Raw genomic sequence first — 11913 nt, 5'->3', positions numbered from 1 at the left:
TTTTTCATGAGAAAAACCAGCCTATTGTTAGGCCTGCTACTGGCCGCGCCACTGCAGGCGATGGATCTCCCCCTCTCTCCGGCGGCCAAGGCGTATGCCGATGCCACCAAGTCGCTGACCATCTGTTATCCGGCGCTGATCCGGCCGCCTTATCTCGAGGAGTCGGGAGGCTTGCTGATCGATCAGATGGAGCGGTTGGCAGAGCAGCTCCCTTTTCCGCTCCTGCACGAGAAGCTGCCCAACTGGTCGGCGGTGCAGCGCGGCTTGCAGGAGGGGCGCTGCGATCTCATTCCCAATGTCGGCCCTTCGTTGCAGGCCCTGCCGGGCATGGCACTGAGCCGTGCCATGCTGGAGGCCGAATCCGCCATCCTCTATCGCGGCGATCTGGAGCGGGCGACCTTCCTGGTATCCCCCATCTGGCAGGCGAATGAGGTGCTCAAGGCGCTTTATCCCCGCTCAACCCAGTTGCCCCTGACCGAGGCGGACAACTGGTACGCGGCGCTGGCGGCGGGCAAGGGGACCGCCTACCTCGGTGACTATCTGCAACTGCGCTACCTGATGCGCGAATATCCGGATCAGGGGCTGCGGCTGCGCCGCCTGCGCAGCGATGAACTGGTGGTGAGCTACCGGCTGATGATGCGCGACCAGCCGGAACTGCGCGAGCTCATCGATACCGCCATCCGCTATCTGCCGCCCGGCGCCCTCTACAAGGATCTGGACCGTTATCTGGCACAGGGGGAGCAGGACATCAACCCGCTGCACTTCACCGACAAGGAGCAGGCCTGGCTGGTCGGCACCTCCCGTGCCATCAAGCTGGTCGTCAACCCGGATTTCATGCCCTACAGCGGCCTCGACGAGCAGGGAGAACTCAAGGGGTGGAGCGCCGACGTACTGCGGCAGGTGAGCCAGCAGACCGGCCTCAACTTCCACGTGATCCCGACCGCCAGCAAGGAAGAGGCACTGGCCAAGCTGCGCAGTGGTGAGGCGGACATGATGGCCGGCCTGCTGGAGACGCCGGCGCTGACCGATGCCTTCGACTTCACCCGCATCATGGCGCTCAATCGCTATGCCCTGGTCAGTCGCAAGGCGAAGTCGTTCGACACGCTGGCGGCGGTGAAGGGCGACATCGTGGTGCCCGCCACCCTCTATGACGAAGGGATGTTGGCCCGGCTGGATGGCGAACATCATTGGCGCAAAAGCGACACCCTGGCGCAGGGGCTTGCGGCGGTGCAAAGCGGTGAGGCCGACGCCATGCTGGCCGAGCTCTACCAGCTGCAATACCCGCTTCGCAACAACCAGCTGGACGGGCTGGATATCAGGGATCTGCCTCAACGCTTCGGGCTGGGGTTTGCCATCAGTCATCACAGCCCGCGACTCGCCGGGGTGATGGAGCAGAGCCTGATGGCCTTCACCAGCAGGCAGAATGACGATCTCAATCAGCGCTGGCGCCGGCTGGTGCTGACCCAGCAAGCCGGCGTCAGCTACGGGATCTGGCTGGGGTCGGTGTCGCTGGCGCTGTTGATCAGTGCTGGCGTCATCTGGCTGATCTGGCGCTCCCGCCAGCAGCTGGCCCGGGAAGTGAGCCAGCGTCAGGAGATGGAGCAGACCCTGGCGCTGGAGAGCCAGTTCAGGGAGTCCCTGTTCCAGGCGCTGCCGGTGCCGGTGTTTCTGCGAGACAACCAGGGCGAGATCATCAAGCGCAACAAGCAGGCCAAGCGGCTGGAGGCGCGCTACCTGGCCGAGCTGCACCTGCCAGAGGCCCAGTTGCAGGGGGGCGAGGGGGAGATGGCCCTGGGCGATCAGGTCTACTCCTATGCCCAGATCCCGCTTCAGCTTGGCAAGCAGTCGCCGGCGGGGGATCTCATCGCGCTCTCCAACATCAGCGCCCTGCGTGAGCGCACCCGCTTGCTGCGTCAGGCCGAGCGCCGCCTGCGGGCATTGACCAATACGGTGCCCGGGGTGGTGATCCAGTTCCTGCTGCAGCGGGAAGGCATCGCCCAGGTAGAGTTCATCAGCCGTGGCAGCTACGAGTTGCTGGGGCTGGCCAGCCAGCAGATCCGCCGCAATCCCGGTCAGGCGCTGGGCCGGCTGGATCAACATGACAGGCGCAAGATGCAGATCCCCATGCTGGAGATGCTGCAGGCCGGTCAGCCTTTTTCCTACGCGCTGCGCTATGAGCACCCGGGCAAGGGTACCCGCTGGCTGCAGTTCTACGGCCGGGGACGCAGCCAGTCCGAGCAGGGTTGGCGGGTGTACGGGGTGGTGCAGGATGTGACGACCCGGGTCGAGCAGGAGCAGGCGCTGCAGGCCTCCCACGAGCGGGCCGAGCAGGCGGTGCTGGCCAAGGGGCGCTTCCTCGCGGCAGTGAGCCACGAAATTCGTACCCCCATGAACGCTATTCTGGGGCTGTTGGAGTGGCTCAGCCACACCTCCCTCAATGCCGAGCAGCGCTCGGCACTGGCCCACGTCCGCCAGGCGGGGGACGAGCTGCTGGGCCTGCTCAACGACGTGCTGGACTTCAGTCGCAACGAGAACCGGCAGCTGGCGCTCTCGCTGCAACCCACCGATCTGGTGGATTTGTGCGAGCACGTGGCGGCCGTGCACTGGTCCAAGGCCCGCTCCAAGCGACTGCAACTGCGGCTGGATCTCGATCATCGACTGCCCGCCCAGGTGGAGCTGGATCCCCACCGGGTGCAGCAGGTGCTGCACAACCTGCTGGCCAATGCCATCAAGTTCAGCTCCCGTGGCGAGGTGGTGCTGTGGGCCCGCCGCGCTGGCTCCCAGCTGTTGTGCGGAGTGGACGACGAGGGTCCCGGCATCAGTGCCGAGCTGCTGCCGCGGCTGTTCCTGCCCTTTGAGCAGGGCGGGGAGGCGGGTCAGCCGCGGGCCCAGGGCACCGGGCTCGGACTTGCCATCTGTCGCCAGCTGATGGAGCAGATGGGGGGCGAGATCCGGGTCGAACCGCGGCCGACCGGCGGCAGCCGCTTCCTCTGTGCGCTGCCACTGGTGTTGCTGCAGGAGATGCCGCGCTGGCGGCCAAGGGTGGCCAGCGTGCACGTGCAACTCGGCGAGGCGGAGCGGGACTATCTGCTGCCCTGGCTGGGCGAACTGGATCTGCAGGACGATCCGGCCGGCCCGGTATTGAGCGTCCGGCTGGATGAGCAGGGGCTGCGCTACTGGGACTGGCAGGGGGAACCCTGGGTGCCGGGCTCGGTGGTGAGTCTGATGCAGCCAAGGCTGGTGCCCTCTAGCCAGGGCATGATCACGCTGCCGGGGCAGGGGATGCGGGTGCTGCTGGTTGAAGATCACGAGGTGAACCGGGTGTTGATCAGCATGCAGCTGACCCAGCTGGGGGCCAAGGTGATCAGCGCCGCCAACGGCCAGCTGGCGCTCGACATCCTGCAGCATGAGACGGTCGATCTGGTGTTGACCGACCTGCAGATGCCGGTGATGGACGGCGCCGAGCTCTGCCGCCAGCTGCGCGATTCGCCGCGCTGGCAGCATCTGCCCACCTATGTCATCACCGCCGATCTCAGCGAGCAGGCGGCGGCGCAGCTGGCCAGCTGTGGTTGTCGTGGGCATCTGGACAAACCGCTGCTGCTCAAAGACTTGGCCAACCTGCTGCGCAGCCTGGGCGAGCCCGATCAGGTGCCCGCACCCGAGCCGCCCCCTCAAAGCGACGTGTCGGCAGAAGGGGAGGTCTGGGCAGCGCGGGAAGTGTCGTTGCTGGCGCCGGAGCTTATTCCCCTCTATCTGGACGCGACCGGGCAGGATCTGGCCGACATTGAGCGCTGCGTCACACAAGGGGACGAGATGGCGCTTGAAGCCGCTTTACACAAGATGAAGGGGGCCGCCAAAATGGTGGGAGCCACCCCGCTTGTTCAGGTGATCGAGCAGTGGAAACGGGATCCACGGCAACCCCTGCTACCCCCGCTGCGGCAAGCTCTGGATGAGGTGTGCCGGCGACTACGTGAGAGGCTCTGACATGATCATCACAGATGAAGAGTTACTGGCGTTGCTGAACTCGGAAGAGACGGACGAGCGCCTGTTCCACCCCGTGACCATCTACGCCCTGGATGGGGTCGCCTATCGGACGGCAAAGGCCGTCGAGCTGCCCGAGTTTGCCACCTTGCGCCGTACCCGTCCCGATGCCTGCTGGCAGTGGGAAGGGTTGTTTGCCGCCGGTGCCATCGCCCTGTTCGATCCCGACTCCCATGTGGGGGCTGACTATCTGCCGCAGCTGACGGCGCAGGCCGAGGGTGTCTATCGCCTCACCGACGACTGGCTGGCAGGGGTCAATGGCCGCTACCTGGCGTGGCAGGAGTGGCTGGCCCAGACCCAGGTGCTGCTGCTGGAGGATCACCCGTTTCAGGGGGCTCACATCCAGCAGGAGATCAAGGGGCTGGGGGTGCCTTGTCAGTGGGTGCAGGATGGCAACGCCTGCATCAAGGCGCTGGCCGACGGCGAGGTCAAGCTGCTGGTGAGCGATCTCAGTCTGGTGGAGCAGGATGCCATCAGCCTGCTGATGAGCCAGCCCCAATACCAGCACAGTGGCTTGCCCATCGTGCTGCTCTCGGCCCACGATCAGACCTTGATCGACGGGGCCCGCCGCCTGCTGCACGACGCCGGCTTCAACGTGCTGGCCGCCCTGGCCAAGCCGCTGCTGGCCGACGATCTGCTGCGGCTGCTCAAGACGCTCTATCTGGGGCCGCAGCGTCAGCGCCGGTTGAGCGGCCTGCGCCGTACCATCCGCACCTGGCAGGGAGAAGATAAAGGGCTGCTCGGGCTCTTGTCCGATCCCCCGTCGCCCTTGCCCATCTGGCTGGCGGTGACCGGCTTGCCGCCGCGCTGGGAGCGGGTGCGCGAGTGGCTGCTCCAGCAGGGCCGGGAGCCTGGCGAACTCACCCTGCTCATCCACCGGCGCGACCACCTGCTGAGCCAGGCGGAGCGTTTTGCCCTGGTGCTGCAGGCCAGTCTGGCGGGGGCCAAGCTGGCACTGCTGCTGGACAACGATCAGCACATTCCGTTCGACTTGCTGGAGCGGATGCCGCTGCAGCACTTGCTGCTGGGACAGAGTCTGCTGCCCGGGCTGGAAGCCATGACCCCGGACTCCCTGCTGGGGCGCTTCATCAACCGGGCCAGGGAGCTTGGGATCGCTCTCTATCTGGACGATCCCTTCAACCTGCTGGACAGCAATCTGTGGCGCGATCAGGGCGTGGCGGGGCGCTGGTAGACTATGGCCCGCTACCTCTGCTGGCCACCGGACGAGGCCCGCTTGCGGCGCGCCCTGACCGGCTGGCTGCATCCTCATTCCCGGGCTGCCCTGCCACTGATGATGGAGGTGGGGGGCATTCCCTGCCGTTTGCAGGAGCTGGCGGGGACCGAGCCCGAGCGGATCAGGGCCGCCTATGGCGAGCTCAGCGAACAGAGTGTCTACCTGCGTTTCATGCGCGCCAAGCAGATCCCGAGTGACGAGCAGCTCGCCTTCTTCCTCGATTACCCCAAGGAGCAGCAGATTGGGCTGCTGCTGACCGACGGTCAGGGGCGACCACTGGCTCAGGCCCAGTCCATCCGGCGGCGATTGCACCCGGATCGGGCCGAGTTCTCCTGCATCGTCGCCCAGCACTTCCAGCACCGGGGGGCGGGGCGGCGCATCCTGCTGGCGCTGGCCCTGCTGGCGCGCGCCGAAGGCATTCGCGAGTGGACGGCGGAGGTGCTGCCCCAGAATCGCCCCATGCTGGCGCTGCTGCGCGGGCTGGGCTTGCCGCTCACCCTGGTGACAGGGCGTGAGCTGGTGTTCGTGCGACTCGATCTGAGCGCACTCGACACCCTGTAACCGCGTCATAAGACCAAGGGCGAATAGGCCGGTTTTTCACCCTGTGCTAAGGTCAGCCAGAGAGGTCGTCAGAGGGAGTCAGTCATGGTGCAGTCAGCGAAACACATCGTCATTCTTACCGGTGCCGGGATCTCGGCCGAGTCGGGCATCAAGACCTTTCGCGCCTGTGACGGTCTGTGGGAAGAGCACAGGGTCGAAGACGTGGCGACGCCGGAGGGCTACGCACGGGATCCCGCCCTGGTGCAGGGCTTTTACAACTCCCGCCGCCACCAGCTGCAGCAACCCCACATCCACCCCAATCCGGCCCACTATGCGCTGGCCCGGCTCGAGCGCCTGCTGCCGGGCTGCGTCACCCTGGTGACCCAGAACATCGACAACCTGCACGAGAGCGCCGGCAGCAAGAACCTCATTCACATGCACGGGGAGTTGCTCAAGGCGCGCTGCCCGGGCTCGGGCCAGGTGATCGAGTGGCGCGGCGATCTGCAGCAGGAGGAGCTGTGCACCTGCTGCCAGTTTCCCCAGCCGCTGCGCCCGCACGTGGTCTGGTTCGGCGAGATGCCGCTCGGGCTGGATCGCATCTACAGCGCGCTGGCCCAGTGCGATCTGTTCATCTCCATCGGCACCTCGGGCGCCGTCTATCCGGCAGCCGGTTTCGTGCACGAGGCGGGATTGAACGGGGCCCACACCATCGAGCTCAATCTCGAACCGAGCGAAGTGGGCAGCCAGTTTGACGAGAAACGCTACGGCCCGGCCTCGTTGCTGGTGCCGGCCTACGTGGATGAGCTGCTGCAAAGCTGCGGCGTCCACCAGCCGGCGCAGATCGAGGGCCACAACTGGATGGAGATGCGCGGTCCCTGAGCTATTGTGCGACTGGACAGTTGCAATGAACCGGTGAAATCGCCACACTGGCAGCCACAAAAAATGGGACGCAGTTGGCGCAAATTACCATGACCGCAGTAAAGCAATGGATCGCTTTTTTCCTCCTGATGCTGGCCAGTGCCGGTGCATCGGCCTCGACCCCCCTGATGACCCTAGTGCTGCCAAGTGGCCAGCAAGTGACCCTCGATGAGGCGGCCCTGTCCGCCCTGCCGCAGACCGAATTCACCACTACCACCCCCTGGACCCAGGGCGCCCACCACTATCGCGGGCCGACCCTGGCAGCCGTGCTGGCGGCGCAAGGGACCCTGGATGCCCGCAAGATCGCCGTCTCGGCCCTCAACGGCTATCAGCAGGTGGTGGATCTGGCCCTGTTCGACGGCGTGCCGCTGACCCTGGTGCGCCAGGAGGACGGCAAGCCGCTGACCCGGCGCAACAAGGGGCCGCTCTGGTTGCTCATTCCGTTCACCACCTATCCCAAGCTGGACGTGCCCGCAATCCACAATTGCATGGTGTGGCAGGTGACCCGCATCGAGATCGTCGATTGATGGGGCTATCCCGCCACAAACTGCTGTTGGTTGCGGTGTCGCTGCTGTTTCTGCTCTCCTCGGGCAGCAGTCTCTATCTGCAGCATCGCCAGGAGCAGCTGGTCGATACCTTCTACCGCAATATCCACTGGAACATCAGCCAGGTGATGCTGGAATCCCAGCGTTTCCTCTACGATCTGCAGCTCTATCGGGCCGGCAGGTTGGGAATGGAGACCCTGAGCCTGGATTACGATCTGCTGTGGAACCGGCTCGATATCTTTCTCATCAGCAGCGAAACCGCCGAGGCGCGCCAGCGGCACGGGCTTGGCAAGGCGCTGGCCGGACTGTTCGAGCAGTTCAAGCAGCTCGAACCTCAGATGGAGGCCGGTGCGCTGCGCGAGGGGGCCGAGCTTGCCCGCTTGCAGGAGGCGATCGCCAGCCAGACCCACCTCATCGAACAGATAGGGGATCAGATCCTCTCCGGCCAGGAGCGGGAGCGTTCGGTCAGCCAGATCCGCAGCAGCCTGTTCTGGCTGCAGATCTGGCAACTGATCCTGTTGCTGACCGGCGGCGCCCTGGTGGCTGCCCTCATTCGCGCCAATCTGGCGAATCGCCGACTCGCCCTGCTCGATCCCCTGACTCGGCTTGGCAACCGCCGTGCCCTGCAGGAGCAGCTCTCCCGCGCCCTGCATGCCGGCGAGGCGAGCGCTCTGGTGGTGCTCGATCTCAAGCGCTTCAAGCAGGTCAATGATCTGCTCGGCTATCAGGTAGGTGATCGGTTGTTGCAGACGGTGGCCGACAAGCTGCAGCAGGTCCACGGTGGCCACGCCTACCGACTCGGTGGCGACGAGTTTGCGGTGGTGTTGACCAGCGCGGATGGCGCGCTGGAAACCCGCATTCATGAGCTGGTGAGCCTGCTCCATTTCGAGTTCGTGACCCGGGAGTGTAGCTTCGATCTGGCCTGTCGGCTCGGGGTGGCCAAGGCGCAGCAGCAAGATGCCGGCCGGCTGCTGGATCAGGCCATTCTGGCCCTCAATCAGGCCAAACGCAGCCAGGAGGGGGACATCTGCTGGTTTGAGCCGGCCATGCTGCAACAGTTGCAGTTGAGCCAGCATCAGCTTCATCAGCTGCGCGACTGGCTGGCCGGGCGCGAGCCTGCGCCGCTGCGAGTGGCGTTGCAGGGGTTGACGGACGGGCAGGGCAATGACCTGTGGCAAATGACGCTTTACTGGCGTGAGCAGGGGGCGCCATGCCAGATGCGCTGGCTGCAGGAGTGCGGCGTGCTGGGGCCCGTGCTGGCCCGGTTGCTGCAAGCGCACGAGGCGCAGCATGCCGATGGGCGGGCGTTGCTGCTTCCGCTCGACAACCAGGCCCAGCTGGCCCATGTCGTGGCCTATCTGCCGGACGCCTCCCGCACGCCGCGGGTGCTGCTGGTGCCAACGCTGTTGCCGGATACAGCCTTGCTGGCGGGATTGCGGCAGCAGGGTTGCGCCCTGGCGCTCAGAGACATTGGCAGCACCACCCCGGCCCAGCTGGCGGCCGGCTGGCCTGTCCGTTACTGGCTGCCAGATGACGCGGAGCACAGCGAGCTGTTGCAGCCGCTCGCCCGGCGACTGGGGCTGGTTCAACTGCAGGTGCTGGCGGGCAGTGAGGCAAGGCAGCTGGCCTGAACACAAAGAGCGGTATTGAACAGGCCAGAGACAAAACACAGCAAGGCGACCCCAGGGTCGCCTTGCGCTTTTATTGCAGGTGAATGTCAGGGGCAGGGGGCGCAGGAATCCCTGATCACCAGGTCGGGGTCGACGGTGATCAGATGATCCGCCACCGCCTCGCCATTGATGCGCGCCAGCAGCCGGGTGACGGCAAGCCGACCCAACTCCTCTTTCGGCTGATTGACGGTGGTGAGCGGTGGCGACATGAATTCGGCCAGCGCCACGTTGTCATAGCCGACGATGGAGAGATCGCGCGGGATCACCAGCCCAGCCTGATGAGCGGCGCTGATGGCCCCCATCGCCATCATGTCGTTGCAGACGAACAGCGCGCTGGGGCGCGCGGGCAGCGCCAGCAGGCGGGTCATCGCCTGATGGCCGCTGGCGCAGTCGAAGTCACCCTCCTGGACCCACTGTGGGTTGACGGTGAGCCCGGCCTCCTGCATCGCCTGCTCGAAGCCCGCCTGACGCTGGTTGGCGGGGGCGCGGCTGTGGGGGCCGGTGATGCAGCCGATGGCGGTGTGACCCAGCTCCAGCAGGTGGCGGGTCGCCAGGTAGCCACCGCGATGGGAGTTGTCGGCGATGAGATCCACGTCGGCACTCTCCATTCCCCAGTCCATCACTACAACAGGAAGGCTCTTGAGCCAGTCGAGCTGGTTGAACACCTCCTGCCCCTCGCTGCACATGATGAGCAGGCCGTCGACCCGCTTGCGCAGCATCATCTTGAGGTAGGAGAGCGCCGTCTCGGCCTGGCCCTCGGTGTTGCCCAGCATCAGGTTGTAGCCCTGCTCGAAGCAGTAACGCTCCACCCCGCGCACCACCTCGGCGAAGAAGGGGTTGCTGGAGGTGGTGACCAGCATGCCGATACTGTTGGTCTCCTTCACCTTGAGGCTGCGGGCCACCAGGCTCGGGGCATAGTTGAGATCACGCATGGCGGCGAAGACCCGCTCGCGGGTCTCCTCGGCGACGAAGCGGGTCTCGTTGATGACGTGGGAGACGGTGGTGGTCGACACCCCCGCCAGCGCCGCCACCTCCTTGATATTGGCCATCAGTGCCCCTGCGCAGTCTGCTCAAGCAGGAAGGCGTCGACCTCCTGCTTGCTCGGGATGGAGCTCTGGGCACCAAACCGGGTGACGGAGAGCGCCGCGGCGCCGTGGGCAAAGCGCACGGCTGCGTCAAAGTCGGCGCCGGCCAATTCGGCTGCCAGCAAGGCGCCGTTGAAGGTATCGCCGGCCGCCGTGGTGTCTACTGCTTTCACCCGAAAACCCGGGATGAGCGCTTGTTGCTGCCCCTTGCTGCAATAGACTCCTTGCGACCCCAAGGTGATCATCACCTCCCCGATACCCATCTGGTGGAAGCGGGCAGCCGCCTCGGCTGCGCTCGCCTCGTCGGTGACCTTGACGCCGGTCAACAGCTCGGCTTCGGTCTGGTTGGGGGTGATGAGGTCGACCAGTGCCAGCAGTTCGCTTGAGAGCGGGCGAGCGGGGGCGGGGTTGAGCACCACCCGGGTGCCGTGGGCACGGGCCAGCCGGGCGGCTTCCAGCACGCTCTCCAGCGGCACTTCCAGCTGCAGCAGCAGGGTGTGGGCGGCGGCGATCATCGCCTGGTGGCTTTTCACTACGGCCGGGGTGAGGGCGCCGTTGGCTTCGGCGGAGATGCCGATGCTGTTCTCCCCCTCATCGCTCACATAGATGATGGCGATGCCGGTGGGGAGCTTGGGGTCGAGCTCGATGGCGCTCACGTCGATGCCGTCTTTGGCAAAGCCGGTCTTCATCTGGTGGCCGATGGCGTCATCGCCGATGCGGGCGATAAAGGAGACTTCAGCACCTAGCCGAGCGGCGGCCACCGCCTGGTTGGCGCCCTTGCCACCGGGCACCACTTGATAGCTGTGGCCGGTCAGGGTTTCACCCGGGCGAGGAAAATGGGGAACGCGCAGCACATGGTCTGCATTGACACTGCCCAGAACGACGAGACGATTCATGTTGAGTACTCCTGATGCATCTTGGCATGGACACGAAAGCCGGATCCAGGCCGGGAGGCACCGTAAACCTTGAGTGAAAAGGGGGAGGCGAACCTCCCCCGTCAACTTACTTGCTGACCACTTGCAGCGGAACCGGGATGGATTTTTCCACCGGCTGGCCTTTGAGCACCTTGTCGGCGGTTTCCACGCCGATGGCGCCGATCAGCGCGGGCTGCTGGGCCACGGTGGCGGCCAGTTTACCCTTGGCCACGGCGGCCTTGCCATCGTCGGTGCCGTCGAAGCCGACGATCATCACCTCTTTGCCGGCGGCCTGCACGGCGCGGATGGCACCCAGCGCCATCTCGTCGTTCTGAGCGAACACCGCCTGTACGCTCGGGTGAGCGGCCAGCAGGTTCTCCATGACGTTCAGACCCTTGGTGCGGTCAAAGTCGGCGGGCTGGGAGGCCAGCACTTCCAGCTTGTTGGCGGCCACGGCCAGGGCAAAGCCTTCGCCGCGGTCACGGGCGGCGGAGGTACCGGCGATCCCTTCCAGCTGGATCACCTTGGCACCGGCACCCAGCTTCTGGGTGATGAAATCGCCGGCCAGTTTGCCGCCCGCCACGTTGTCGGAGGCGATGTGGGCCTTGACGTCACCCTGCGCCGCGCCGCGGTCCAGGGTCAGCACCGGGATGTTGGCTTTGTTGGCCAGCCGGATGGCGTTGCCTACCGCTTCGGAGTCGGTCGGGTTGATCAGGATGGCGTTGACCTTGCGCACGGTGAGATCTTCCATGTTGGAGAGCTCTTTGGCCGGGTCATTCTGGGAGTCCAGCACCACCAGCTCGTAGCCAAGCTCCTTGGCCTTGGCTTCGGCCCCTTCCTTCATGGTGACGAAGAAGGGGTTGTTGAGGGTGGAGACCACCATGGCCAGGGTGTGATCGGCGGCCTGGGCGGTGCCCAGCACGGACATGATGGCGGCAGCGAGCAGGGTATTGAGCTTTTTCATCA

At 65.4% G+C, this 11913-nt stretch carries 9 protein-coding genes; 6 read left to right on the top strand and 3 right to left on the bottom strand.

Annotation, left to right across the window (positions count from 1 at the left end):
* Positions 1-24 precede the first annotated feature (24 nt).
* The 6 genes from C2U40_RS10430 to C2U40_RS10405 all read left to right on the top strand — a co-directional run bounded on the left by C2U40_RS10430 (position 25) and on the right by C2U40_RS10405 (position 8909).
* On the top strand, positions 25-3984 hold the full coding sequence (locus C2U40_RS10430; RefSeq protein WP_181014699.1) for an ATP-binding protein: 3960 nt from the start codon (positions 25-27) through the stop codon (positions 3982-3984).
* A 1-nt stretch (position 3985) separates the two neighbouring features.
* Entirely contained in the window at positions 3986-5233 is a 1248-nt protein-coding gene (locus C2U40_RS10425; RefSeq protein ID WP_103826864.1) for a response regulator, read from the top strand.
* A 3-nt stretch (positions 5234-5236) separates the two neighbouring features.
* On the top strand, positions 5237-5836 hold the full coding sequence (locus C2U40_RS10420) for a GNAT family N-acetyltransferase (RefSeq protein ID WP_103826865.1): 600 nt from the start codon (positions 5237-5239) through the stop codon (positions 5834-5836).
* A gap of 84 nt (positions 5837-5920) precedes the next feature.
* A complete protein-coding gene (gene cobB, locus C2U40_RS10415; protein WP_011706162.1) occupies positions 5921-6694 on the top strand; it encodes a Sir2 family NAD+-dependent deacetylase in 774 nt (257 codons plus the stop codon).
* 89 nt (positions 6695-6783) lie between these two features.
* The gene (locus tag C2U40_RS10410) at positions 6784-7260 is read left to right on the top strand and encodes a hypothetical protein (RefSeq protein WP_103826899.1); all 477 of its coding nucleotides are present in this window, start codon (positions 6784-6786) and stop codon (positions 7258-7260) included.
* Positions 7260-8909 (top strand): GGDEF domain-containing protein, encoded by a 1650-nt coding sequence (locus C2U40_RS10405; protein WP_181014700.1) that lies wholly within the window; start codon positions 7260-7262, stop codon positions 8907-8909. The genes C2U40_RS10410 and C2U40_RS10405 overlap by 1 nt, the downstream gene beginning before the upstream one ends.
* A gap of 86 nt (positions 8910-8995) precedes the next feature.
* Here the strand turns inward: C2U40_RS10405 and C2U40_RS10400 are convergent, their stop codons facing one another.
* The 3 genes from C2U40_RS10400 to rbsB form a co-directional block, all read right to left on the bottom strand.
* Positions 8996-9997, bottom strand: coding sequence for a substrate-binding domain-containing protein (locus tag C2U40_RS10400; protein WP_103826867.1), 1002 nt, complete (start codon positions 9995-9997; stop codon positions 8996-8998).
* Positions 9997-10929 carry a ribokinase gene (gene rbsK, locus C2U40_RS10395; protein ID WP_103826868.1) on the bottom strand — a complete coding sequence of 311 codons (933 nt, stop codon included), beginning with the start codon at positions 10927-10929 and terminating at the stop codon, positions 9997-9999. Before rbsK ends, C2U40_RS10400 begins: the two co-directional genes overlap by 1 nt.
* 106 nt (positions 10930-11035) lie before the next feature.
* Positions 11036-11911 (bottom strand): ribose ABC transporter substrate-binding protein RbsB, encoded by an 876-nt coding sequence (gene rbsB / locus C2U40_RS10390; RefSeq protein ID WP_010634030.1) that lies wholly within the window; start codon positions 11909-11911, stop codon positions 11036-11038.
* Between the last annotated feature and the right edge of the window lie 2 nt (positions 11912-11913).

Origin of the sequence: Aeromonas sp. ASNIH4, from assembly GCF_002934425.1 — a bacterium.
Taxonomy (GTDB): domain Bacteria; phylum Pseudomonadota; class Gammaproteobacteria; order Enterobacterales; family Aeromonadaceae; genus Aeromonas; species Aeromonas hydrophila.
The sequence above is the reverse complement of the archived record's forward strand: the minus strand, read 5'-3'. Positions and strand labels throughout refer to the sequence as shown.

Coding starts and splice junctions, on each gene's coding strand:
- C2U40_RS10425 (WP_103826864.1), top strand. CDS start 3,986: ATGATCATCACAGATGAAGAGTTACTGGCGTTGCTGAACTCGGAAGAG.
- C2U40_RS10420 (WP_103826865.1), top strand. CDS start 5,237: ATGGCCCGCTACCTCTGCTGGCCACCGGACGAGGCCCGCTTGCGGCGC.
- cobB (WP_011706162.1), top strand. CDS start 5,921: ATGGTGCAGTCAGCGAAACACATCGTCATTCTTACCGGTGCCGGGATC.
- C2U40_RS10410 (WP_103826899.1), top strand. CDS start 6,784: ATGACCGCAGTAAAGCAATGGATCGCTTTTTTCCTCCTGATGCTGGCC.
- C2U40_RS10405 (WP_181014700.1), top strand. CDS start 7,260: ATGGGGCTATCCCGCCACAAACTGCTGTTGGTTGCGGTGTCGCTGCTG.
- C2U40_RS10400 (WP_103826867.1), bottom strand. CDS start 9,997: ATGGCCAATATCAAGGAGGTGGCGGCGCTGGCGGGGGTGTCGACCACC.
- rbsK (WP_103826868.1), bottom strand. CDS start 10,929: ATGAATCGTCTCGTCGTTCTGGGCAGTGTCAATGCAGACCATGTGCTG.
- rbsB (WP_010634030.1), bottom strand. CDS start 11,911: ATGAAAAAGCTCAATACCCTGCTCGCTGCCGCCATCATGTCCGTGCTG.